The following is a 24524-nucleotide window of genomic DNA, read 5'->3' on the forward strand; positions in this document are numbered from 1 at the left end:
GACTGAGCAAAGATAGAGTGTTATGATGGCCGCCTAATGCGGCCATTTTTTTCGGAGAAATTCCGTGTTTTGTCCTTTTTGTCGTGCCGACGATACCAAAGTGATTGACTCCCGTTTAGTGGCGGAGGGGTCTCAAGTAAAAAGAAGACGTGAATGTGGCGCCTGCCATGAGCGTTTTACCACCTTTGAAGCTGCAGAGTTGGTGATGCCTCGTATCGTAAAACGTGATGGTTCCCGCGAGCCTTATAACGAGGCGAAGCTTCGCAGTGGCGTGATGCGTGCGCTGGAAAAACGCCCAGTCCCTACAGAGCAGATTGAATCTCTGATCAGCAAAGTGGAAAGCTTATTACGCGCCACGGGCGAGCGCGAAGTGCCAAGCCAAATGCTGGGTACGTTGATTATGGATGAGCTGGTGAAACTGGATAAAGTGGCGTACGTGCGTTTTGCATCCGTCTACCGCTCCTTTAAAGATATCCGTGAGTTTGGCGAAGAAATTGCCCGGCTTGGAGATGACTAAGTGAGCTTTTCCGAACTTGATAAGCACTATATGGCGCGCGCGATAGAGCTTGCTGCCCAGGGGCGTTTTACCACTGCGCCTAATCCTAATGTCGGCTCCGTCATAGTCCGGGATGGCGAGATAGTCGGTGAAGGTTACCATCGTCAGGCTGGTGGGCCCCATGCTGAAGTATTCGCCTTGCGTCAGGCAGAGCATCTCGCTTCAGGTGCAACCTGTTATGTCACCTTAGAGCCTTGTAGTCATTATGGCCGCACTGGTCCTTGTGCTTTAGCTCTGGTCAACGCTGGCGTAAAAAAAGTGGTAGTGGCGATGCTTGACCCTAATCCTTTAGTGGCTGGGCGTGGTATTCAAATTCTGCAAGATGCAGGCATTGAAGTGCAGGTTGGTCTATTAGAAGAGCAAGCCCGTGCATTAAATCCAGGCTTTTTAAGCAGGATGGAGCGGCAAAAACCTTATATCCGACTTAAACTTGCCACCAGTCTGGACGGACGTATTGCCCTTGCTAATGGTAAGAGTCAGTGGATCAGCTCTCCAGAGTCCCGCTCTGATGTGCAGCTGATGCGAGCACAAGCTCATGCCATTTTGTCGACTGCTACTACTGTGCTAGCGGACAATGCCCGTTTAACGGTTCGGCCTGAAGGGCTTGCGATCTCCAGACTGGAGGATGGCTCTGTACGTCAGCCCATTCGGGTCATTTTAGACCGCAGCCTTAAATTAACAGGTCGGGAGCTTTTATTTTCGCAAAATGGCCCCATAGTGCTGGTGCATGATAAGCACTATAAACCCAGATTTGAGAACCCGCAGGTGCGTTTTATTGCTGTGGATGCGGATGAGTTGGGGCTGAATTTAAGCGAATTAATGCCTGTTTTAGCATCAGAAAATATCAATGATTTGTGGGTAGAAGCCGGCGCTGTGCTCGCTGGTTCTTTGTGGCAGGCGGGGTTAGTGGATGAACTGATTATCTACCAGGCGCCTGTGCTTCTGGGGGATAAAGCCAAGGCCATGCTGCAGTTACCAAATTACAGTGAGCTTTGTCAGGCTCAACATTTTGTATGGACTTCAGTTGAGAGACTGGGGCCTGATTTAAAATTAACAGCAAGGTTAGAGCCATGTTTACCGGAATAATCGAAGCTACGGGGAAAATCAGCGCTATTAAAGCGTCAGGTGTTGATTTAAAGCTGACTATTGAATCAGACAGTCTGGATTTTACTGATGTGAAATTGGGCGACAGTATTGCCAGTAATGGCGTGTGTTTGACCGTAACCTCGCTACATGGCAAAAGTTTTACTGCCGATGTGTCAGGCGAAACCGTTAAACGGACTTTGTTTGGCCAGTACAAAGCTGGGCAGTTACTGAACCTGGAAAAAGCCTTGCTCTCCACTGGGCGCTTAGGTGGTCATCTGGTCAGCGGCCATGTCGATGGTATCAGCAGTGTTGAAAAAATTGAAAAGTTTGGCGAAGCCTGGCAAGTCTGGATAAAAATGCCAAAAGACTTAGCACATTACATAGCGGAAAAAGGCTCTATCACTGTGGATGGCATCAGCCTGACCGTCAACGAACTAAGTTCCAGTGCTTTTCGTTTAACCATAGTGCCTCATACGGCACGGGAAACTACTTTGATGAGCCTGAAAGTCGGCAGTCAAGTGCATCTGGAAGTGGATTTAATAGCGCGTTATTTAGAACGTTTACTGCAAGGCCGCGAAGGGACTGGCAGTAAAGGCGTGACTATGGATTTATTGCAACAACGTGGTTTTTTATAACGCAGTAAGGCCCGGGGCCTGAGGTGAAGTATGCAACTGAATACACCAGCAGAAATTATTGAAGATATTCGTCAGGGTAAGATGGTTATTCTGATGGATGACGAAGACCGCGAAAACGAAGGCGATCTAGTGATGGCGGCCGAATACGTCACACCCGATGCAGTGAATTTTATGGCCACTTATGGCCGCGGTTTAATTTGTTTAACCTTGACGAAAAAGCGCTGTGAGCAATTAAAGCTGCCTCTGATGGTAGACAAAAACTTATCACCATTTTCGACCGCTTTCACTTTATCTATTGAGGCGGCTGAAGGTGTCACTACAGGTATTTCAGCAGCTGACCGTGCCCGCACTGTGAAAGCTGCAGTGGCCCGTGATGCCAAACCAACAGATATTGTCTACCCTGGCCATATTTTCCCTTTAATGGCTCAGGACGGCGGTGTCTTAGTGCGTGCCGGTCATACCGAAGCGGGTTGTGATTTAGCGCGAATGGCGGGTTTAGAACCAGCGGCTATGATTGTTGAGATTTTAAATGAAGACGGCACTATGGCGCGTCGTCCTGACTTAGAAATTTTTGCGCAAAAACACGGTATTAAAATTGGCACTATCGCTGATTTAATTGAATATCGTAACTTACATGAAACCACTATTGAACAAGTCGCCAGCTGTCAGTTACCCACTGAATTTGGTGAATTCAATTTAGTCACCTTCCGTGACACCATCGACAATCAAATTCATTTTGCTTTAATCAAAGGTCCAGTTGAAGCTGAGCAGCCAACGTTAGTTCGTGTGCACTTACACAATACGTTCAGTGATTTGTTGTTATCCGACCGTGGCGCCAATCGTAGCTTCTCGTTGCACTGTGCAATGAAGCGCATCGCTGCCGAGGGGGGTGTGCTGGTGCTGTTAGGTAAAAATGAAAGCAGTGCTGAACTGGTGCAGATGGTGCAAAATTTTGAAGCCGAAGATAAAGGTGAAAAAGCCAAAACTGAACTATGGAAAGGTACGTCCCGTAACGTCGGTGTTGGCTCCCAAATTCTTGCCAGTTTAGGCGTAAAAAAAATGCGTTTATTAAGCGCGCCGAAAAAATACCACGCGCTCTCAGGTTTTGGTCTGGAAGTCGTGGACTATGTGTCTGAATAAGACTCTGTAACAACTGCTACAGAAACAGTAGCAGGGGACGGGCTATCTTGTGTTATCATGGCGCCCGTTTTTTTGAATTCTGGTGTTTAAAACCATTTTTTTGCAGCTAAATTGCAATAAGGATCTCCAATGCAGGTGATTGAAGCAGGCTTAACCGCTAAAGGTAAAAAATTTGCCATCGTTGTGGCCAGATTCAACAGCTTTATTGTCGAAAGTTTATTAGACGGTGCTGTAGATACCTTAAAACGTGTTGGTGACGTCGCTGATCAAGACATCACTGTGGTTCGTATCCCTGGCGCTTTTGAAATGCCATTAGCTGTACAAAAAGTTGCAGCCAGTGGTAAGTATGACGCGATCATCGCTTTAGGTGCCGTGATCCGTGGTGGTACACCGCATTTTGAATATGTAGCTGGCGAGTGCACCAAGGGCCTGGCTCAGGTCATGATGCAGCACAGTGTTCCTGTTGCTTTTGGTGTGTTAACGGTGGACAGTATTGAACAAGCCGTAGAGCGTGCCGGCACTAAAATGGGCAATAAAGGTGGTGAAGCCGCTATGTCTGCTTTAGAAATGGTAAACGTTCTCTCTCAGTTGTAGGATTTGTTGATGAAACCTAATGCGCGTCGTTTAGCCCGTTCTTTAGCCGTTCAGGGAGTTTATAGCTGGCAAGTCAGCAAGAACCCTGTGGGTGATATTGAACAGCAGTTATTGCTGGAACAGAACACCAAACATCTGGACGTGGGCTATTTCCAGGATATTTTACGTGGTGTGGCTGTGAATCATCCTGTATTGGATGAAGCAGTAAAGCCGTTTTTAGATCGTCCATTTGAAGAAATTGATCTGGTCGAAAAAGCCATATTACGAGTATCAGCCTATGAGCTGAAATACCGTCTGGATGTGCCTTACAAGGTGGTGATCAACGAAGCCATCGAACTGGCAAAAGCCTTTGCTGCCGATGACAGTCACAAGTTTGTTAACGGCATACTTGATAAAGCCGTCAAACGCCTGCGAACCGAATAAAAAATGGAGAGCCGGCGTAAGTCGGCTTTTTTATGGGTGAATTTGAGTTAATTCAACGTTGTTTTGCTGAAGCGGGCCGTAAACGCACGGACGTTACCATTGGTATTGGTGACGACGGTGCTGTCGTGCAGGTGCGTGAAGGCTGTGATCTGGTGATCACCACTGACAGTATGGTCGAAGGTATCCATTTTTTTCCGGACGTCGATCCGCGCTCGCTTGGGCATAAATTGGTGGCAGTGAATGTCAGCGATTTAGCTGCTATGGGCGCTGAGCCCTGCTGGTTGTCGCTAGCCTTAACTTTACCTAAAGTGGATGAAGACTGGTTAACCGCTTTTGCTGAGGGGTTAAGCGAAACGGCAGATTACTACAACTGTCAGCTGATAGGCGGTGATACCACCCGTGGCCCTTTAAGTTTAACCATGATCGCCAAAGGGGTAGTGCCAAAAGACAAAGCAATAACCCGTGCTGGTGCGCAAAATGGCGATTACCTCTATGTTACTGGTACCTTGGGTGATGCTGCTTTAGGTTTACAACTTGTGCAGAATAAAGTTGAAGTCAGCAAAAAACACCGTGCTCATATTTTGCAACGTTTTCATTATCCAACAGCTCGTGTGGCTTTAGGTCAGGCGCTGCGCAACATCGCAAGTTCAGCTATGGATGTGTCAGATGGTTTGGCTGGTGATTTGCTGCATATTCTAAGGCGCTCTAAAGTTGGCGCAGTTGTGGATGTGACTAAGTTACCTTTGTCTCAGGCGCTGAAAGACAGTTGCGATGCGGAGCAAGCCTTGAAGTATGCTTTGTCTGGTGGCGAAGATTACGAACTGCTGTTTACCGTGCCTGAGAATCGCCGTGGCTCTTTAGAAGTCTTATTGTCTCCTTATGGTGTGCCTGTCACTTGTATTGGCCGCATCACAGGTGCTGTAGGTAAGCTGGAATTTAAGCAAGGCGATGTTCCTTTTGCTTACCAGCATCAGGGCTTTGAGCACTTTTAATGACTTCCACTGAACAACAAAAGCCTCAGTTTGACCTGAAAAAATGGACTCATTTCCTTGCTTTGGGTTTTGGTTCTGGTCTGGCACCTAAAGCTCCCGGTACTTTTGGGACTTTAGCTGCGTTACCGCTGATTTATCTGCAATCCTTACTGATCCCGCAACTTGCCCTGATTTGGGTACTTTTTGCTTTTGTATTGGGCTGTTATGTCTGTGGCCAAACCGCCAAAGACATAGGTGAACATGATCATGGCGCCATCGTCTGGGATGAAGTTGCGGGTTACAGTCTGGCGATGTGGTGTATCCCGTTTCAGTGGCAGTATATTTTGCTTGGTTTTTTACTTTTCCGCTTTTTTGATATCGTCAAACCCTGGCCTATTCGCGTGTTGGACAAAAAAGTCCATGGCGGCTTTGGTATTATGATTGACGATATGTTGGCCGGTTTCTTTAGCTGGCTCATTCTGTTCGTACTGGTGCAGTGGCAAGCTTTTAGTTAATATAAATTTTTCCCTGCTACCCGGTGATTTTTGTGCGTTTTGCGCTCTTGGTTTTTTTAGCTTTTCTCTCTATGACTGCGTTCGGTCAGGGCCAGTTTGGTTCAATTTATGATTTTGATATCAAACACTGGAACAGTGCTGATGGGTTGTCTTCCAATTCGGTCAGGGCTGTCAGTCAGGATCAGCAAGGTTATTTGTGGATCGGCACTTTATATGGTTTAAATCGTTTTGATGGCCATCACTTTACCCAGTTCAGCACCAAAACCAGTCGTCAACTTGCCAGTAACTCCATCAATAAACTGCTGTTAGATCAACAAGGTTATATGTGGGTCGGCACTAAGGCAGGTTTATCAGGTTTTAACCCTCAGACTCTAAAATTTGACCGTTATCCTATTTTGGCTGAAGTGACCTCCATGGTACAGGTCGCCCCCGATGAATTATGGGTTGCTGCTGAAAATCTGTTCAGGGTCAAGCAAGGTAAAGTCAGCCGTATTCATAGCATTAAAGAAGCTGTAGTACAGATGGAAAAGGCAGGCAATGCGGTATGGGTAAGCACAGCCCGCTCTTTGTATAAGCTGGATGCACAAGGACAAACGCAGCAAATTCTGTTACCTGATGAGCTGCAACAACATCCACTGTATGATTTAAGCTGGTTTAATGACAGCCTGCATTTTGCCAGCGAATCAGGTTATTTCCATCTGGACGAGCAACAGCAGGTTGTGCGATGCACTCTGCCTGGTGCAGACAATTCCGCGGTATATAAATTGTTTCGGGATAGTTCAGGCAACGATTGGATCTCCGGCTATAACAAATTACATCACCGTCAGGTCGGACAGGGATGGCAGCAAATCAGTGCCGAGGAGCTCGGAAGTTCGCCCTGGTTCAGCGATATCTTCGAGGACAGAGACCATAACATTTGGATGGCCAGTTTTAGCGAGGGATTGTATCGGGCTTCTCCGGGAAAAATGCGCCGGGTGGTAGGGCAGGGGCAGGAGGATGTTGTGGTGCGCAGCGTGCGTTATTCTGCGCGTTTAAACAGCCTTTTAGTCGCGACTCAGACCAATGTTGGGTTATTAAAAGCGGATCAGCATTTTATTGAATTGGTGAATCATCAGGCGCTTGGGCAGAGCACAGTTTTTGACTTTTATGACAGAAACAACCAGCTGTGGCTGGGTACAGACAATGGGTTGCTGCTGTACAATTTTGATGATCAAAGTATTAGCCGTCCTTTTAAAGAATTAGCCTCCAGTGCCATTCGGGTGGTGCAACCTCATGCGCAAGCGGGTCTGTGGTTTGGGGGTTCCAGTGGTCTATATCACTACGATGGTAAAACTCTGCTTGCTGCGCCTTTTAACGCCGATCTGGAATCGGGTTTTGTTACTGTCATTGAAGTTCAGGGACAAGACTTACTTATTGGCACGACCAGCGGTTTGTATTGGTATCAGCAGGACAAATTAAACAGAGTCGGGCTCGGGACTCCGCTATTTGGAGCTTATATCACCAGCGTATTAACCTTGCCCGATCAACAAATGCTTATTGCTACCTTAGATGATGGCTTATTTATCAAAACAGCTCAGGGGCAATGGCAACAATACGATAGCAGCAATGGGTTGCCTTTGGATCCTGTGATCAGTTTATGGTACGACAGGGACTCTGACTATGTATGGGCCAGCAGCTTAAAAGGAGTATTCAGATTTAAACCAGCCGCAGGAGGTGATGGCAGACCTCCATTAAGTTTCGAATTGATCTTATCTCCTTATGACCGACAGTTGGGTACGGCCCCTGGTCGCTGCTGCAATGGCGCAGGTCATAGCAAAGTTGCTAAATGGCTGGACCAATTGTGGTATCCCAGTTTAAAAGGTTTGGTGGCTGTACCATTGCAGTTAAAAATGGCGCCAGACAGAGCATTGCAGCCTTTGCTGCAGGAAGTGACTGGCCAGAAATCTTATGCTTTGCTACCCGATCAACGTCAGTTAGTCTTAGACATGTCTGATCGGAATATCAGTATCAGCTACAGCGCGCTGGAATTTATCAAAGCCAATGCTATTGAGTTTCGCTATCAGCTCAAAGGCTTTGATACTGAGTGGCAAAAAGTAGGGCAACGTCGCGAGGCTATTTATACCAACCTGCCGCCAGGCAGTTATCAATTTATTGTTCAGGCTCGTTACAGCAGTCAAAACTGGACAGAGCGGCAGCAACTGATGCTGGATCTGGTTGTTCCCAGATTGTTTACCGAGACTGTGGTCTATAAGGGATTATGGTTATTGTTAGTGGTATTAGCTTTATACGGCTTAGCCTGGTTATGGCGACGTAATGCGGTGATGCAGCAGCTGGAGTTGAGTAAACTGGTACGTTTGCGTACCGCAGAGCTTGAAAGCAGCAATGCCCGTTTGTATGAACTTAACGAGCAGCTGTCGCAATTGACACACAAAGATACCTTAACAGGACTTCGAAATCGTCGTTTCCTGTTCGAACAACTGCCTAAAGATATAGAGCAATACCAACACAACAGAGATGCGATGTTGCAGCAAGGTAAATGCATAGCCCTGCTGCAGTTGGATATGGATAATTTTAAATCTATCAATGATTTATATGGTAACAGTGCAGGGGATAGCGTCTTGCAGCAAATCAGTGGTTTATTGCTGCGCGAAAGCCGCGGTGCTGATTATGTGGTTCGATACGCTGGTGAGCAGTTTGTGCTGGTGCTGCGGGATGTTGAATTTGCTTTAGTACGTGATGTAGCACTGCAACTGAACCAACTGGTTGCTAATGCTCATTTTCAGATCCCGGACGGCCGGACTGTGTCTTTAACCTGTTCTATTGGTTATAGTTGTTTTCCACTGGAATTATTAGGCGGGCAGCTGATTTCTTGGGAGATTTCGTTGCAACTGTCTGAAATCGCGTTACGTAAGGTCAAACAATCGGGCCGCAATGGCTGTGCTACTTTAGGTTTTGATCCTCAGGTAGACGCTTTTGAGTTTGAAGATTCAGGGCATATTGATGTGCAGATTGAAAAACTGCTGGCCGATGGTTTAGCCTGGTTTGAGGTGAAAAACTATTTAGGTTCATAGCCTTAGTTTTTGAGGCCACAGCGTTGTCGCCAGCGCTGCTCACTTGAACTGTAGTGGAATCTGAGACGGCGGACACAAGGTCCGCCCCTTGGCAGAACAGACTTAACGGCGAAGAAAAACCTCTACTTTCGCCTGAATACCGGCAGAGTCTAAACCTAATTCGGCATAGATCTGTTCCTGAGTACCGTGCTTGATAAAAATATCCGGCAAGCCAATATTCAGCAGCTTTACAGGCAGCTGTTCAGCGATGCAATACTCATTCACTGCAGAACCGGCTCCGCCCATCAACGCATTGTCTTCAATAGTGACAAAATGACTGTGCGTTTTACTTAGCTCTGTGAGCAACTGTTGATCCAGAGGTTTGACAAACCGCATATCCACCAACGTAGCGTTGAGCTGTTCTGCTGCTGTGTGACAGGCTTGCAACAGAGGGCCAAAGGCCAGCAACGCCACTTTTTCACCCTGACGGCGAATGACGCCCTTACCCAGAGCTAATTCAGTCATTACAGACTCTGGCGCTTCACCGTTACCGCTCCCTCTGGGGTAACGCACAGCTGCAGGACCTTTGTGCTGATAGCCGGTGTACAACATCTGACGGCATTCGTTTTCATCCGAAGGCACCATGATCAGCATGTTGGGAATACAGCGCATAAAGCTTAAATCAAACGAACCTTGGTGAGTTGGACCATCGGCCCCTACAACACCAGCGCGGTCTATCGCAAAAAGTACATCCAGATTTTGAATTGCAATGTCGTGAATAAGCTGATCATAACCCCGTTGCAGGAAGCTGGAGTAGATGGCGACTACAGGTTTTAAACCTTCTATTGCCATACCTGCCGCTAAAGTCACCGCATGCTGTTCGGCAATAGCTACATCGAAATAACGCTCCGGATAGCTTTTTGAGAACTGCACTAAGTCTGAGCCCTCTCGCATGGCAGGCGTAATACCTTGTAGCTTTGGATCCACAGCCGCCATATCGCAAATCCACTGACCAAAAATATTAGAGAAGGTGGCTTTACCGGCTTTTTTGGCGGGTTGGCATTGGGCTGCCGGATCAAATTTACTGACGGCATGATAACCAATAGGGTCTTGTTCAGCAGGTAAATACCCTTTGCCTTTCTTGGTCACCACATGCAGTAACTGCGGACCTTTGAGGTTGCGCATATTACGGATGGTGTCGACCAGACCTTTGACATCATGACCATCAATGGGGCCTATGTAGTTAAAGCCCAGCTCTTCAAAAAAAGTACCTGGCGTGACCATGCCTTTAAAATGCTCTTCAGCGCGGCTGGCTAACTGATGCAAAGGAGGTACACCACTGAGTATTTTTTTACCGCCTTCACGCAGGCTGGTGTAAAAGTTACCGGATAAAATGCGGGCGAAATAGCGATTTAATGCGCCAACATTCTCTGAAATCGACATTTCGTTGTCGTTCAGAATCACCAGCATATCGGGTTTAACTTCGCCGGCATGATTCAGGGCTTCAAAAGCCATACCTGCGGTAATAGCGCCATCACCGATCACTGCTACGACTTTACGGTTTTTTTGTTCAGCACGGGCGGCGATGGCCATACCTAAGGCTGCACTGATAGACGTACTGGAGTGACCGACACTTAAGGTATCGTATTCGCTCTCTTCCCGCCACGGGAAAGGGTGTAAACCGTCTTTCTGGCGGATGCTGTGCATCTTGTCACGACGGCCCGTCAGAATTTTGTGAGGGTAAGCCTGATGACCCACATCCCAAATCAGACGGTCAAAAGGGGTGTTGTAGACATAATGCAAAGCTACCGTCAGCTCAATAGTGCCAAGTCCTGAGGCGAAATGGCCGCTGCTTTGGCTGACGGTTTTGAGTAAAAATGCCCGTAATTCATCACTCAGAGCTGGTAGCTCATCTTGTGGTAACTGGCGCAAATCAGCAGGCCAGTTGGCTTTGTGGAGTAAAGGGAAATCCTGACTAGCTAATGTCATGAGAATGCCTGTATCTAAAACTGTCGGGCAATGACGTACCGGGCTAACGCCACCAGTTCGTCTGTTGCATAAGGAAGTTCACGTAAAGCGGCTAATGCCTCTTCAACCAATAGTTGTGCTTTTCGTTTCGCTGGCTCCAAACCCAGTAAAGCAGGGTAAGTGGCTTTATTGGCTTTTTGATCCGAACCTGCGGTCTTCCCCAGTACCTGGGTGTCGCCTTCAATATCCAGAATATCGTCCTGAACCTGAAAGGCCAGACCTATGGCTCTGCTGTAGCGAACTAAAGCGTCTAAATGCTCCACATTATCCACTGGACTGGCCAGATAAGCAAAACGTACTGAACACTCAATCAAAGCTCCGGTTTTTAGCTGATGCATCTGCTCTAGTGCTTCAACCGACATTTTTTGATTGGTATGCGCCAAATCAATAGCCTGACCACCACACATGCCATTGTAGCCAGCATGCAGAGCTAACTGTTGGATCATCGCCACGATTCGCTGCGCCGGAACCTGCTGGTAATCATGGCTGCTTAATAATTCAAAAGCGAAGGTTTGCAGTGCATCGCCGGCAAGAATAGCAGTCGCTTCATCAAAAGCTTTGTGACAGGTGGCTTTGCCGCGACGTAAATCATCGTTATCCATGGCGGGTAAGTCATCATGGATTAAAGAGTAGGTATGCAGGGCTTCAATGGCCGCTGCCGGGGCATCTAAATCTGTTAATGCTGCACCTAACATCTGACCACAGCTGTAGACTAAAAAAGGCCGCATACGTTTACCGCCAAGCAGCAGACTATAGGCCATAGCCTGATGCAGGCGTGGGTCAGTTAAAGACTTCTTATCTAAGTGCTGTTGCAGTACTAGTTCCAGCCGTTGCTGGTAAGAGGTTAAAGAATCTAACGTCAAATCATTCACCTTCGGTGGTCACAAAAGGTTCGAGCTGATCTTGCCCTGAGTCCTGAACTAATAACTGGACTCTTTGTTGGGCAGATTGTAACTGCTGCTGACTGGTGCGGGAGAGCTCTATACCCCGTTCAAATTGTTGCAAAGCCTGATCAAGGCTCAGATCGCCTTGCTCCAACTGCTGTACTATCTGTTCCAGCTCGGCAATACTCTGCTCAAAATGGCTGAAATCTGTTTTCTTTTTTGTCATATTTTCGCCTGATAATGGGTGTCTGACCAAGCCCTGCGCGCTATTATGAGCAATCAGGCCCGCGTTGGGAAAGGATAAATTTGTTTGGAGCCTTAATTTATAGTTAACTATCCCATACTTTTGCCGATAACTCACTATAAGCTAAGATAAAACCAACTTTACGCTGGTACAAGATCAACGATTTGCATTCAGTTTTCCGGGAGATACAGAGTGGATTTAGCAACCGTCATAGGATTAGTCGCGGTCATGGGCATGATGGGCTGGGCAATGTGGCTCAGTTCCAGCGGCAATATGGGCATGTTTTACGATTTTGTCTCTATCGTGATCGTATTCGGTGGCAGTATTACTGCGGTCATGATCAAATTTACTTTCACTCAGCTCGCTGATTCGATGAAAGCTGCTGGCAAAGCCTTTATGTTTAAAATTGAGTCAGCCGAGGAGCTGATTGAAAAAGCAGTGCAGCTGGCCGATGCGGCCCGTAAAGGTGGTTTCTTAGCTCTGGAAGAAGCTGAAATTCCTAATCCTTTTATGCAAAAAGGCATCAATATGTTGGTTGATGGCCATGATGCTGATGTGGTGCGTGGCACTTTAGAAAAAGATATTGAGCTGACCTATGCCCGCCACGATGTCGCTATTCAAGTCTTTAAGCAAATGGGTGATCTGGGACCAGCTATGGGAATGATAGGGACCTTGGTCGGTCTGGTAGCCATGTTATCTAATATGTCTGACCCTAAAGCTATAGGTCCTGCTATGGCTGTGGCTTTGTTGACCACTATGTATGGTGCAATGCAAGCCAACTGTATTTTTTTACCTCTGTCAGAAAAAATGGCTGTGCGTAATGAAGAAGAGAAAACCAACAATCAACTGATACTGGATGCCATTATGGGCATACAGGATGGTCAAAACCCTAAAGTAATCGAAGGTATATTACGTAATTACCTGCAGTCGAAAAAACGTGACCCGGCAGCCCCTGCCGCTGCAGAGTAGGGGCAGGTATGGCTGAGTGTAAAAAGTGCCCACCACCAGGTTTACCCGCTTATATGGGAACCTTCGCTGATTTGATGTCGCTGTTGATGTGCTTTTTTGTGCTGTTGCTGTCATTTTCGGAAATGGATGTGCTGAAATTTAAGCAAATTGCAGGTTCGATGCAGTACGCTTTTGGTGTGCAAAATAAAATTGAAGTGAAAGATATTCCCAAAGGCACCAGCGTGATTGCTATGGAGTTTCGCCCTGGCCGTCCAGATCCAACGCCTATCGATACTATCCAACAGCAAACCGTGGAAATGACGCAACAAATGTTGAACTTTCAGGCGGGCAAAGAGGATGAAGCTGGCGGGCGTCAGGAGCAACGGGAAGATAAAACCGGTGGCCAGTCAACCAGTACCGAAGAAGAGCCTATGGATACAGTCGCTGCCTCAGCTGAGTTGCAGGAACAAACCAATGAGCTTTTGAAAAAAATTGCTGAGCAATTAGAGAAGCAAATTATCGATGGCGCTATCGAACTGGAATCTCTGGGTCAACAAATCATTATCCGCATCCGTGAAAATGGCTCTTTCCCTTCCGGTTCTTCATTTTTACAGCCCAAATTTAAACCTATTATCCAAAATATAGGAGCTTTACTCAAAGAGGTTCCGGGAGAGATCACTGTGTCAGGCCACACCGATAACGATCAGGTGTCTGACGAGCTACATAGCAATAACTGGGATTTATCTGCTCAGCGCGCAGTGTCTGTCGCCTCAGAAATGATAAGAGCGCCGGGTTTTGATAAAAATCGTCTGGTGGTGGTAGGCCATGCAGAAACCCGTCCATTGGTGCCGAACGATACCGAAAGCAACAGAAGACGTAACCGTCGGGTTGAGATTTCTATTATGCAAGGCAAACCAAAAGAGTCTGAGCCTATCAGCCTGGAACCTGCAGCGCAGGGCACACCCAAACAGTAACAACAGCAGCAATTAAAGCTAAACTGTTGTGGCAAGGCGCGCTATAATTCGCGCCTTTATTTTTTCAGCGAGCTTTACCTGATGGAATTTTTAGTCAAACTGCACCCGGAAATATCGATTAAAAGTAAATCGGTCCGGAAACGTCAGACCATGCTGTTAGAGCAGAATCTGAAAACGATTTTGTTGCGGTTAGACCCATCTGTTGCCATCAAAAACAACTATGACCATTTGCTGGTGCAGGTTGAATCCAGCAGCCCTAAATTACGTCAGCAGATGATTGATCATTTAGGTTGTATTCCCGGCATAGTACAGTTTATGGAAATGCAGTCCGGCGCCTACAGTTCACTGCACGATATTTTTGAACAAGTCAAAGCTGTGTTTAGCCAAAGGCTTGAAGGCAAAAGTTTTTGTGTGCGGGTCAAACGTACGGGCGATCATGAATTCAGCTCTCTTGAAGCCGAGCGTTATATAGGCGGTGGTCTCAACCAACATATCCCTTCCGCCCGTGTACAACTGAAAAATCCCGATGAAGTGGTGCGCGTTGAAATTAAACGCGACCAGTTGATTATCGTCAGTCAGGTGTTTGATGGCATGGGTGGTTTCCCACTGCCAAGTCAAACCGATGTATTGTCGTTAATTTCTGGTGGTTTTGATTCTGCGGTAGCCAGTTATTTGATGATCCGCAAGGGGCTGCGTACTCACTATCTGTTTTTTAATTTAGGTGGTGCTGCGCACGAAACTGGTGTACGTCAAATGGCGTTTTACTTATGGCAAAAATTCAGTTTGTCGCACAAGGTCAAATTTATCAGTGTAGATTTTGCCCCTGTGGTCACAGAAATTCTGGAAAAAGTTGATAACGGCCTGATGGGCGTTGTGCTCAAGCGCCAGATGATGCGCGCTGCGGCTATAGTGGCGGAACGTATTGGTGTGCAGGCGATAGTCACAGGTGAAAGTGTCGGTCAGGTGGCGAGTCAGACCATCGCCAATTTAAGTGTGATTGATAAAGCCACTGATACCTTGGTGTTAAGGCCGCTGATTTATCAGGATAAACAAGAAATCATCGATTTAGCCCGAAAAATTGGCGCTGAAGATATGGCTAAAACTATGCCTGAATACTGTGGTGTTATTTCAAACAAACCTACCATCAACGCCGAATTAGCCAAAGTTTTACAGGCTGAGCAGCAACTGGATTTAGCTGCGCTGGAAAAGCTGGCTCTGGATGCTAATGTGCTGGATATTCGTACTGTTGAATTTCAGGCCGAGCAGCAAATCAGCACTGTACTGGATGAAAGTGCGATGGCAGAGGATGCTATTATTCTGGATATCCGTGCTCCGGATGAAGTGGATATCAAACCTTTAACAGGTGTCAGTCATCAGGTGCAGCTATTACCGTTTTACAAGCTGGCTGGTCAGTTTAGTCAGCTTGATCAAGGGCAGCAGTATTATCTGTACTGTGAGCGTGGCGTGATGAGTCGCCTGCAAGCTTTGCTCTTGACGGAGCAAGGCCATCAGAATGTTGGCGTTTATCGCGGTGACTTTTGAAGTAACAACTGATAAATAGCTTGATGCGCAGGTAGTTGTAGTTGATGCTGCTCTGCCTGTCGCAGTAGAAAACCAGTAATGTATTCAAGCTCAGTGCGGCGGCCTTTTACAAAGTCCTGTTGCATTGAGGAGTAGTTCTCTGCGGTTTGTTCGATCACCTGCTTCACTCTGTTTTGTATTGCCTCAACACTAAAATCTTGCCCTGCAGCGTTTGCAACCCGCACAAATTCTTCAATTAACAGGGTTATGGCTGAGGTATAGTGGCTGCGACTGAGTTCGCCATTTTTGCATTGATGCAATGCCGTCAGCGGGTTAATCACTGCATTGACCGCCAATTTCAGCCAGAGTGATGGCTTGATATCGTCCTCGACGACCAGCGGGCCCAATGCAGCTTGCATCGCCTTTTCCACAGACTGTTGTTGTGCAAAAGCTGCCTGATTAAGAGCGCCCAGAACAGACTGTCCTTTGCCACTGTGGATCACTGTTGTTTGGTTGGCTTTAAAAGCGCCGTGGCTGGTGCTGAGAAACCATAGCCCTTGCTTCGGCTTAAGCAAGGGCAAGACCTGCTCTATAGTGCCCATGCCATTATGACTTAACACTAACTGAGCATTCTCTGCCAATAAAGGTAATAGCTGCTGTACCGCATCCACAACCGCATAAGCTTTGACGGGTAAAAGGACGAAAGAGTAGGGGATTTTTAATGGGGTATGTAAAGACAGCGAGAACGCATCATCAGCCGACTGGAACATAAAATCGAAAGGTGCACTGGTGCGACGATGCAATTGCACCGGATAGCCCGCCTGATGCAAACGGGCCGTAGCCAGCAGACCAATAGCACCTTGGCCTACGACGGTCCACAAAGGCGTTGTTATTGGGTGCGGTTGCGCCATTTTCTGACAGCAAAGTAGCACAAATAAAAGGCAGCCATACCCGTTATATCTGCTACCCAATCGAGTAATTCGGCCCTGCGGTAGCTGGTCAGGTAATTCTGCAGAAACTCAATAGCGACACCATAAGCAGCCATAATAACGACGGCTTGCCACAATTTGGGTTTATAACTCCATTGCAACAGAGCGGTAAGACAAAAAAAGATTAGAAAATGCAGATGCTTATCGTATTGGTTCAGGCTAATGCCACTACTTTTTACCTCTGTCAGAAAACCAAAAGTAGCTGCGGTGAACACCAACAAACAAATCGCATGGTAAAGATGACGCTTCACAAGACACTCTTCTTTAAAAGACTTAGCCCGATTGTATCAGCTTTAGGATTACAATCTCCAGCGTGAAACAAAGAGAGGTGAAAAGTCTTGCTCTGATATCCTGTATTCAGTGGGTAAGAGAGCTATGGCTTTTGGAACCGGTAGCTCTCTTGCGGTTGTGGTGAACAACAGTGGCAGATGAACTTAGTCTCTGAAGTTCTTAAATTGGAATGGCTGTCCCAGATCACTGGTTCTGACTAACTGCATCACTTCTTGCAAATCGTCACGTTTTTTACCTGTCACACGCAGCTCTTCGCCCTGAATCGCGACTTGTACTTTAATGCCACTGTCTTTGACCAGCTTGACGACTTTTTTCGCGATTTCTTTGTCGATGCCTTGTTTGATCGTGATATGGCGAGTGATGTATTTGCCGTGACGATCTTCTTTTTCAATTTTAAAACTGCTGACATCCAGCTGAAGTTTGCTGGCTTTGGTGGCGAAAATATCAAACAGTTGCATAACTTGCTGATCCGCTTCTGCAGTCAGCTCAATGTGATCTTTGTTCAGCTCAATTTTTGCATCCACTCCACGAAAATCGAAACGGGTTTCAAGCTCACGTTTAGCGTTTTCAACCGCGTTCTTGGCTTGATTCATATCAATTTCAGAAACAATATCAAATGAAGGCATAGCGTTCTCTTTTTTTCCATTGAAAGTTATAGGGCCATTATAAGCGAAAGAATCCACAGAGCGAACCTCAACACTGGCTAATTACTACTATTTAGCTTGTGCTGGCCTGTTGTGGTAACAAGCTTAAATCCCTGGAACTCTGTATTTACCGCAGGATAGAGACGTCTGGATTTCTATTGACTTTCATCTTGTCGCAGCTACACTGACGCCGCGTTTTTCAGGTGCCCACAGAATATGTTTCATATTTGCGGGTGAAACGGGAATCTGGTGTAAATCCAGAGCTGCCCCCGCAACGGTAAAATAACAGAGAGCTTTGCTCTGGCTTTAATCAAACCACTGTCTACGGATGGGAAGGGATTAAAGTCGCTTTTATATCCTTTGTACTTGAAGCTGCAGCTTTGGTGACTGCAACTCCAACCACTTTGGTTATTTTTGCCTGCTGTTAGCCCGGAGACCGGCCTGAAAAGTTCATTCACTAATCAGGACGCGGTGGGCGTCTTTGGGAGACATCATGTTTAAAAAATCTTTGCTGGCGACGCTTGTCGTTGGCCTGCCTGCTTTTGTATTGACCGCCCAAGCGGACGATAGCTCGGACGATCCACTGGAACATATCAGTGTATACGCCACTCGCCAACCTCAGCCCGTGCATCAGATTTTATCGTCAGTCACAGTGCTTGACCGTGAGCAAATCGAACAGGCTCAGGTGTCTGATCTGCCCGCTTTATTGCGCCAGGTTGCTGGAATACAAATCAGCCGCTCAGGCGGTAAAGGCCAGACCAATACCGTATTTTTACGCGGTGGTGCCGCTGGTCATACCTTAGTGCTGATTGACGGTGTACGTGCAGGTTCTGCCACTTTAGGTTATGCCTCTTTAGCTGAAATTTCTCTGCAACAAATAGAACAAATTGAAGTGATTAAAGGGCCCAAAGCGGCTTTATACGGCTCAGATGCTTTAGCTGGTGTGATTGCTATCAGTACTCGTAAATCTGACCATACCTCATTACAGTTAAAAACCGGTCGTTACCACAGCCATGAAGCGGATGTCGCCACTAGTCAAACCTATGGTGATTTGACCCTTCGCAGTAATTTGGGCTGGTCCGACTCTGAAGGTTTTGATGTCCGTCCCGGCACTCAAGCTGACCAAGATGGTTTTGACCAGCGTTATGGTAAAGTAGCGGGTGAATTCAAGACGTCTTACGGTGTATGGTCTGCTGATCACAATGTACTCAGAAGCCGTGGCCAGTATGACTTTGATCCCACATGGCCAGGTGCAGATCAGGTTGAGACTAAGACCAATCAAAGCCGTTTAGGTTGGGCACTGGATAGCGCTACATCCAGTCAGAAGCTGAGCCTTTCTCAGAATCAGACAGAAGATTTGAACTGGGGAGACAACAGTCCGGCCACTTTGTTTGAAACCAAGCGGCATGAATTGGATTATCAATACAGCAGACCATTGACGCAAGGTTTAACTGCGTTAACTGGAGTGAACTGGTACAAGGAAGACGTGTCAGACAGCGATCTGGGTTATGACGTCGATTCCCGCATCAATAAAGCAGTGTTTGCCGGTCTGAGTTATCAGTCAGGTGCCTGGTTGGCTGATGTAACAGGCCGCCATGATAAACAAAGCCAGTATGGTCATTACAATACCTACGAGTTGGGCCTGGGTTATCAGTTGACTAACGAGTTATTGGTTCGGGCCAGTCGCAGCAGCGCCTTTAAAGCGCCAAGCTTTAACGACCTGTATTATCCGTTCAGTGGCAATGCCGGTTTATCACCTGAGACTGCAACTTCAGATGAGTTGGGTTTAAAGTACAGTGCAGGCGATGTGCAGATTGAAAGCTCTGTTTATCAGCAGAACGTCAATAATCTGATCCAATGGGCGCCAATGGCTGATGGTAACTGGGTGCCACAAAACGTTGGTGAAGCTAAAATCAAAGGTGCTGAATTCAGTGTCAGTCATAGCTGGCAACAGCTGCATCAGCAATTGGCTTATAGCTACACTGATGCGAAAGATAAAGTGACTGATGCAGCGCTGATCAAACGTTCTAAACACACAGTGCACTGGCAAGGTGCTTATCAGTGGCAAGACTGGCGTGTTTTTGTCACTTCAGACTACCAGAGTGATTTCCAGACGGGAGATTTCGCTACACCCCAGCTGGGTGGTTACACCTTATGGGGCGTTGGGGCCAGCTATGAGTTAAGCCCTGAGCTACAGATTTCGGTTAAAGCGGATAATCTTACGAATAAAGACTATCTGTACTTGCCTGGTTATGCTACAGCAGGGGCCGAATGGTCACTGCGTTTAAACTGGACTCCTGATTTTTAATCACCAGGGTCAGAGCCTTGGCTCTGACCCTTCTGTTTATCTCCCATGCTATCGGCTATTTGCAGCAGATTAGTTCGCCATTAAGCTTTCAGCAGACTTGCAAAAGTCTGACGAAATTTAGCCAGTTTAGGTGTGATCAAAAACTGGCAATAAGGCTGGTTAGTGTTCTGTAAATAATACCCCTGGTGATAATCTTCAGCCGGATAAAAAGTACTGGCGGCTGTCACTTCCGTCACTATAGGCAAATCGAATAACGGCTGAGCTGCTTTTATCGACGCAAGCGCCTGCTCCCTCTGTTGCGCTGAATGGTAAAATACAGCAGAGCGATACTGAGTGCCTATATCATTGCCCTGACGATTGAGCTGAGTTGGGTCATGTAGAAAAAACAACACCTGCACCAACTGTTCAAAACTGACCTGAACCGGATCAAACTCGACTTGCACCACTTCTGCATGGCCACTGGTGCCTGTGCAAACCTGACGGTAATCCGGATTCAGTGTCTGGCCTCCCATATAACCGCTGACCGCTTTTTTAATGCCTTGTAACTGATTAAACGCTGATTCAATACACCAGAAGCAGCCAGCTCCAAAGGTTGCTATTTCTGTCTGAGCCATGGGTTTATCTCCATCGTTGATCTTAAGCTTATGATACAGCGTAAGTTCGATATCAGTTCAAAAGAAAGTTTTTGGTTTAAAGAAATACAGCCATGAAAAAAATAGCAGTGTTAGGTGCGGGGCTTACAGGAGCGTCAGCGGCGGCAAGTCTGGTTCGGCAGGGCCATCAGGTGACAGTGTTCGATAAAGGCCGTGCTGCAGGTGGCCGTATGAGCAGTAAAAGAACAGAACAAGGCTACCTGGATATGGGGGCTCAGTATTTTACTGCCCGCAGCGATGTGTTTACACAGCAGGTCAAGCAGTGGCTTGAGGCGGGGCTGGTTGAGTTATGGCGCTGCAAAACGGCACTTTTATCCGATGATGAAGGGGTGATTTCCCTGACAGCTTCCGAAGATAAACAACAGCGTTTTATTGGGATCCCATCGATGCAAAGTCCGGTCTCTGCTTTGCTGCAGGGAATACCACTGCTCACCAGCTGTCGTATTCATAAGCTGGACTATCAGCAGCAGTGTTGGACTTTATACGCTGAAGATGGTCAACACTATGCTGGTTTTGATGCAGTTCTTGTCACTGTACCACCGGTTCAGGCGCAGCAACTGATGACGCAAAGCGGTTTGGCCAACATTTTTGACTCTGTCACAGATTTACTGGAACCCTGCTGGGCTGTTGCAGTGCAAGCTCAGTCTATCCCTTACGGAGATGCTATTTTTTGTCAGCACCCGCAACTGCGATTTATTAGTCACCAGCAGCATAAAACTGGCCGCAGCAGCTGTTACATTCTGCACTTTAATGCACAATTCAGCGCTTTGCATCTGGATGAGCCTGCAGAGTTTTGGTTTGAGAGATCGAGTCAAATCTTACGCCAGGAGCTTCAGGTAAAGGGGGATATCAAGACGCTGGTGGCGCATCGTTGGCTTTACGCCAGTCAAAAAGACCAGATGGCTCCTCCTGGTATATTGGCTATGCCTGCACAGCAGTTATGGGCCGCTGGTGACTGGAGTTACGGCGGGCGGGTTGAGAATGCTTATTTGGCCGGGCTGCAGTTAGCGCAAGCTGTGCATGAATACTCTGATCACACTGAGGCAATGCGATGAGCGCAGTACTTATCATTGGGGCCAGCAGCGCGATAGGGCAGGCGCTGGCGACTCATTATCTGCAACAAGGTTTGCATGTGATTTGGTTGTCCCGTTACAGCCCGGATCTCAGTGATCCGAAGCTTCTGGTGATCCAGGCGCCGGATCTGGCGGAAACTGCGGACTGGACTGTGCATCGGAGTTTTTTCAGCGCAGTGACAAGTACGCTGCAGCAGTATCAGGTCGGACTTATTTTTAACTGCATCGGCTGGCTGCATCAGCAGACTGAGCCAAAACTTTTGCCGGAAAAAAGTTTAAGTCAAAGCTGTGCTCTGTTGCTTCGTAGAACTTTGCAACTGAATCTGGAAATTCCGGTGATGTATTTACAAGGGCTTTGGCCTTATTTAAGTAAAACTTCTGGCATTCGTTATCTGCAATTAAGTGCCAAAGTAGGCAGTATCAGTGACAATCAATTAGGTGGCTGGTACAGCTACCGTAGTGCGAAAGCTGCATTGAATCAATGGATAAAAACCGCCAGCATTGAACTCAAGCGCAGTAATAAAACCGCGGCAGTGGTCACTTTGCATCCTGGTACTACAGATTCTGCTTTGTCTGAACCTTTTCAGCGCAATTTGCCTGCAGGGCAGTTACAGACTCCGGCCCAAACGGCGCAACATCTGGCACAGGTGGCTGAGCAGCTTCAGTCTGAGCACAGTGGTTTATTGCTGAACTGGGATGGCAGAGTGCTGAGTTTTTAGTTCTTGCTCTAAGCCTGAGGCAAAGATAAGCTCAGTTGCACAGGCTTGAACAAGGAATACAGATGGGACTTTTTAGCGGTTTATTGGGCAATGCAGGACAAATTGATTTGGCTGATATTGAAACTGAGTTCAGCCAGATTTTACTACCAGATGAAAAACTGCAACAAGCCTATAAAGTGATTCGCGACTTGATTGTTTTTACCGACAGGCGTTTGATTTTTGTTGATAAACAAGGCTTAACCGGGTCGAAAAAAGAGTTTATGTCCGTGCCTTATCGCTCTATTATGCGGTTTAGTGCACAAACCAAAGGTCACTTTGACCTGGAATCTGACTTGCATATCTGGCTCAGCGGTGCAGACAGTCCTCTCACTAAAACCTTTAATAAAGACGGTTCCATTTTGGATGTACAAAAAGCGCTGGCTCAGTATTGTTGCCGTTCATAGAATGAAACCACAGAGGCGTTGAGCCGTTATCCAAAAAGATGCCAGTGCAGGCATCATTATGCATGCCGTGTCTTTGTTGCCGGCTCTGCCACTTCAGGGAGTTGTTGTGAGCCATCCAATCAGATACAGCATATTGTCCGGCCTGGCGGGGCTTTTGTTGCTGTTAAGTGGCTGTAGCATCAGTCAGACCGCGCCAGTTCAGGGGCAGTCTATTGTCACTTTGCCGCCAGAGCTATTGGAGACCTCAGGCTTACTTTGCCTGGAGCAAGACTTTATAAGCTTTAATGATTCGGGGGGAAAACCGGTCTTATATCGGTTTGATCGCAGCGGTTTGATCCGCGCCCAGCTTCAATTGTCCGTCAGAAATAGTGACTGGGAAGCTATCACTTCAGATGGTAAATTTTTATATCTGGCCGATACAGGTAACAATGCGGGTCGTAAACATAGATTATTTATTTACAAAGTACCTCTGGATTGGTCTGATTTATCACAACCTTATCGGCCTGAACGACTGGAGGTCTTGTTGCCGCCAGATGAAAAACGTCAGCCTTATCAACATGATCTGGACTTCGAGGCTATGGTGTATCAACAAGGTGCATTGTGGCTGATCAGTAAAAGCTGGCAGAGCCAAATCCCTGCACGTTACAAAATCAGTCCTGATGTGAAACAGCAATATCTTGGTGATGCTCTGCCTTTCGCTAATCCCGGCTTTTTGGTGACGGATGCGATTTTTGATCATAACCAGCAGCAGTGGTGGTTGGTCGGCTACCCGGATCCGCGAACAGCAATTTGGGCTCACTTAAGTAATGCGGGTTTTCAGTCTCAGATAGCCCGTTATGATCATCAGCTGCAATTGTTACAAACCAAGACGTTACCGACTAAAGGTCAAGTCGAAGGAGTCTGCATTGATCAGGATAATCAGATTTGGATCAGTGAGGAAGGAAGCAAACAAAACCCAGCGTTACTGATGAAAACAGGGCTGAGCAGCCATTAAATTTTCTTGTGCCTGAAACAAAAAAACTGGCCTTAACGGTCTAAGGCCAGTGTAAAAACCGCTGGTTTCAAACATTCACTGAAACCAGCACGTCAGGAGTCGCTATTACAGAGAATGAATTACACTTTCACCGAAAACCGTAATTCGCTGCCGGTATTGGCCGCAACAGATTCACTCATGTCTTGATCTTCGGTAGTTTTATCCGGGTTTAAAATCATTTCACGGAACTTGGCAAAACCGTCCTGGATCAAGGAATAGGTGCTGTCGATGTCTTCGGCAATTTTGCCATTGAGCACACCCAAGCCATCCAGAACACCGCGGGCGTCTTCAAACCCTTTATCTACACCACCACCTACTAAGGCGAGAAATTTATCCAACCGCTCTTCTTCCGGCATATCGGGGTTTTGTTCTGAGTATTTCTGATAAAACGCTGTGGCAAAACCTACGATACGATCGGCTGTCGCTTGAGCTGAGGTATCGACACCACTATTTTTAATTTTCTCTGCGGCATTGGGACCAAATTCAGCTTCCAGTTCTTTGTTAATGCCTTCAAGAGCTGTTTTATACAATAACTTCATCGAGTTATCGTCTTCACCTGCGCTCAGTTTCAGTTGGTTTTCCATAATAGCAGCATTGAGTTTTTGCTTATTCATGCGTGATGCATCGTAACCAGAGAGCTTTTTCTCTTCGGTTTTCTCATTGCTTTCTGCTTTGTTCGCTTGAGCCTGGGCTGAAGCATTTGATGCGCCGACACCGTTCACAGATGACATAAATACACTCCCTTAGGGGCTGGATCGTTTGCAGTATAGTTCTGACTAATCAGGTTATCGGCGCTGGTTTA

At 46.9% G+C, this 24524-nt stretch carries 25 protein-coding genes and 1 riboswitch; of the genes, 17 read left to right on the forward strand and 8 right to left on the reverse strand.

What is annotated here, in order from left to right:
* The first annotated feature begins 64 nt into the window (after positions 1–64).
* From nrdR to IEW88_RS08070, 9 genes are all read left to right on the forward strand, one after another.
* Positions 65–517 (forward strand): transcriptional regulator NrdR, encoded by a 453-nt coding sequence (nrdR, locus tag IEW88_RS08030; protein WP_147903795.1) that lies wholly within the window; start codon positions 65–67, stop codon positions 515–517.
* A complete protein-coding gene (gene ribD / locus IEW88_RS08035) occupies positions 518–1642 on the forward strand; it encodes a bifunctional diaminohydroxyphosphoribosylaminopyrimidine deaminase/5-amino-6-(5-phosphoribosylamino)uracil reductase RibD (RefSeq protein WP_147903794.1) in 1125 nt (374 codons plus the stop codon).
* Positions 1627–2277, forward strand: coding sequence for a riboflavin synthase (locus IEW88_RS08040; protein ID WP_147903793.1), 651 nt, complete (start codon positions 1627–1629; stop codon positions 2275–2277). The genes ribD and IEW88_RS08040 overlap by 16 nt, the downstream gene beginning before the upstream one ends.
* A gap of 30 nt (positions 2278–2307) precedes the next feature.
* Complete coding sequence (gene ribBA / locus IEW88_RS08045) at positions 2308–3417, forward strand: bifunctional 3,4-dihydroxy-2-butanone-4-phosphate synthase/GTP cyclohydrolase II (protein ID WP_147903792.1); 1110 nt, start codon at positions 2308–2310, stop codon at positions 3415–3417.
* Positions 3418–3546: 129 nt separating this feature from the next.
* Positions 3547–4011 carry a 6,7-dimethyl-8-ribityllumazine synthase gene (gene ribH / locus IEW88_RS08050; RefSeq protein WP_053423615.1) on the forward strand — a complete coding sequence of 155 codons (465 nt, stop codon included), beginning with the start codon at positions 3547–3549 and terminating at the stop codon, positions 4009–4011.
* A gap of 9 nt (positions 4012–4020) precedes the next feature.
* Positions 4021–4434, forward strand: a complete 414-nt coding sequence (gene nusB / locus IEW88_RS08055; RefSeq protein WP_046520722.1) for a transcription antitermination factor NusB — start codon at positions 4021–4023, stop codon at positions 4432–4434.
* A 32-nt stretch (positions 4435–4466) separates the two neighbouring features.
* The gene (gene thiL, locus IEW88_RS08060; RefSeq protein WP_053423614.1) at positions 4467–5426 is read left to right on the forward strand and encodes a thiamine-phosphate kinase; all 960 of its coding nucleotides are present in this window, start codon (positions 4467–4469) and stop codon (positions 5424–5426) included.
* Positions 5426–5920 (forward strand): phosphatidylglycerophosphatase A family protein, encoded by a 495-nt coding sequence (locus IEW88_RS08065; protein WP_147903791.1) that lies wholly within the window; start codon positions 5426–5428, stop codon positions 5918–5920. The genes thiL and IEW88_RS08065 overlap by 1 nt, the downstream gene beginning before the upstream one ends.
* A gap of 32 nt (positions 5921–5952) precedes the next feature.
* Complete coding sequence (locus IEW88_RS08070) at positions 5953–8991, forward strand: ligand-binding sensor domain-containing protein (RefSeq protein ID WP_229670371.1); 3039 nt, start codon at positions 5953–5955, stop codon at positions 8989–8991.
* A 102-nt stretch (positions 8992–9093) separates the two neighbouring features.
* Here the strand turns inward: IEW88_RS08070 and dxs are convergent, their stop codons facing one another.
* The 3 genes from dxs to xseB are packed head-to-tail and all read right to left on the reverse strand — an operon-like array spanning position 9094 to position 12108.
* Positions 9094–10959 (reverse strand): 1-deoxy-D-xylulose-5-phosphate synthase, encoded by a 1866-nt coding sequence (dxs, locus tag IEW88_RS08075; protein ID WP_147903789.1) that lies wholly within the window; start codon positions 10957–10959, stop codon positions 9094–9096.
* A gap of 14 nt (positions 10960–10973) precedes the next feature.
* The gene (ispA, locus tag IEW88_RS08080) at positions 10974–11861 is read right to left on the reverse strand and encodes a (2E,6E)-farnesyl diphosphate synthase (RefSeq protein WP_053423610.1); all 888 of its coding nucleotides are present in this window, start codon (positions 11859–11861) and stop codon (positions 10974–10976) included.
* Position 11862: 1 nt separating this feature from the next.
* A complete protein-coding gene (gene xseB, locus IEW88_RS08085) occupies positions 11863–12108 on the reverse strand; it encodes an exodeoxyribonuclease VII small subunit (RefSeq protein ID WP_053423609.1) in 246 nt (81 codons plus the stop codon).
* Between the two features lie 210 nt (positions 12109–12318).
* On the opposite strand from xseB, the gene pomA reads away from it, so the two are divergent.
* From pomA to thiI, 3 genes are all read left to right on the forward strand, one after another.
* Positions 12319–13095, forward strand: coding sequence for a flagellar motor protein PomA (gene pomA / locus IEW88_RS08090; protein ID WP_053423608.1), 777 nt, complete (start codon positions 12319–12321; stop codon positions 13093–13095).
* Positions 13096–13103: 8 nt separating this feature from the next.
* On the forward strand, positions 13104–14048 hold the full coding sequence (locus IEW88_RS08095) for a flagellar motor protein MotB (protein ID WP_147903788.1): 945 nt from the start codon (positions 13104–13106) through the stop codon (positions 14046–14048).
* Positions 14049–14129: 81 nt separating this feature from the next.
* Positions 14130–15590 carry a tRNA uracil 4-sulfurtransferase ThiI gene (gene thiI / locus IEW88_RS08100; protein WP_221411388.1) on the forward strand — a complete coding sequence of 487 codons (1461 nt, stop codon included), beginning with the start codon at positions 14130–14132 and terminating at the stop codon, positions 15588–15590.
* On the opposite strand, the gene IEW88_RS08105 is transcribed toward thiI, so the two are convergent.
* From IEW88_RS08105 to IEW88_RS08115, 3 genes are all read right to left on the reverse strand, one after another.
* On the reverse strand, positions 15572–16480 hold the full coding sequence (locus IEW88_RS08105) for a ketopantoate reductase family protein (protein WP_147903786.1): 909 nt from the start codon (positions 16478–16480) through the stop codon (positions 15572–15574). The genes thiI and IEW88_RS08105 overlap by 19 nt on opposite strands.
* Complete coding sequence (locus IEW88_RS08110; protein ID WP_147903785.1) at positions 16459–16809, reverse strand: VanZ family protein; 351 nt, start codon at positions 16807–16809, stop codon at positions 16459–16461. The genes IEW88_RS08105 and IEW88_RS08110 overlap by 22 nt, the downstream gene beginning before the upstream one ends.
* A gap of 183 nt (positions 16810–16992) precedes the next feature.
* The gene (locus IEW88_RS08115; protein WP_053423603.1) at positions 16993–17475 is read right to left on the reverse strand and encodes a YajQ family cyclic di-GMP-binding protein; all 483 of its coding nucleotides are present in this window, start codon (positions 17473–17475) and stop codon (positions 16993–16995) included.
* A gap of 202 nt (positions 17476–17677) precedes the next feature.
* Positions 17678–17952, forward strand: a riboswitch (cobalamin riboswitch).
* Between the two features lie 34 nt (positions 17953–17986).
* Between IEW88_RS08115 and IEW88_RS08120 the strand changes: the two genes are divergently transcribed.
* Entirely contained in the window at positions 17987–19801 is a 1815-nt protein-coding gene (locus IEW88_RS08120) for a TonB-dependent receptor domain-containing protein (protein WP_147903784.1), read from the forward strand.
* Positions 19802–19881: 80 nt separating this feature from the next.
* On the opposite strand, the gene msrA is transcribed toward IEW88_RS08120, so the two are convergent.
* Positions 19882–20415, reverse strand: a complete 534-nt coding sequence (msrA, locus tag IEW88_RS08125) for a peptide-methionine (S)-S-oxide reductase MsrA (RefSeq protein ID WP_053423601.1) — start codon at positions 20413–20415, stop codon at positions 19882–19884.
* A gap of 92 nt (positions 20416–20507) precedes the next feature.
* On the opposite strand from msrA, the gene IEW88_RS08130 reads away from it, so the two are divergent.
* The 4 genes from IEW88_RS08130 to IEW88_RS08145 all read left to right on the forward strand — a co-directional run bounded on the left by IEW88_RS08130 (position 20508) and on the right by IEW88_RS08145 (position 23683).
* Positions 20508–21509 (forward strand): NAD(P)/FAD-dependent oxidoreductase, encoded by a 1002-nt coding sequence (locus IEW88_RS08130; protein WP_147903783.1) that lies wholly within the window; start codon positions 20508–20510, stop codon positions 21507–21509.
* Positions 21506–22246, forward strand: coding sequence for an SDR family NAD(P)-dependent oxidoreductase (locus tag IEW88_RS08135; RefSeq protein ID WP_147903782.1), 741 nt, complete (start codon positions 21506–21508; stop codon positions 22244–22246). Before IEW88_RS08130 ends, IEW88_RS08135 begins: the two co-directional genes overlap by 4 nt.
* Positions 22247–22308: 62 nt before the next feature.
* A complete protein-coding gene (locus IEW88_RS08140; RefSeq protein WP_147903781.1) occupies positions 22309–22689 on the forward strand; it encodes a PH domain-containing protein in 381 nt (126 codons plus the stop codon).
* 106 nt (positions 22690–22795) lie between these two features.
* Positions 22796–23683, forward strand: coding sequence for a hypothetical protein (locus tag IEW88_RS08145; RefSeq protein WP_147903780.1), 888 nt, complete (start codon positions 22796–22798; stop codon positions 23681–23683).
* Positions 23684–23802: 119 nt separating this feature from the next.
* Here the strand turns inward: IEW88_RS08145 and IEW88_RS08150 are convergent, their stop codons facing one another.
* Complete coding sequence (locus tag IEW88_RS08150) at positions 23803–24453, reverse strand: DUF5610 domain-containing protein (protein WP_147903779.1); 651 nt, start codon at positions 24451–24453, stop codon at positions 23803–23805.
* Between the last annotated feature and the right edge of the window lie 71 nt (positions 24454–24524).

This window comes from Rheinheimera tangshanensis, from assembly GCF_014645135.1.
GTDB lineage: Bacteria > Pseudomonadota > Gammaproteobacteria > Enterobacterales > Alteromonadaceae > Pararheinheimera > Pararheinheimera tangshanensis.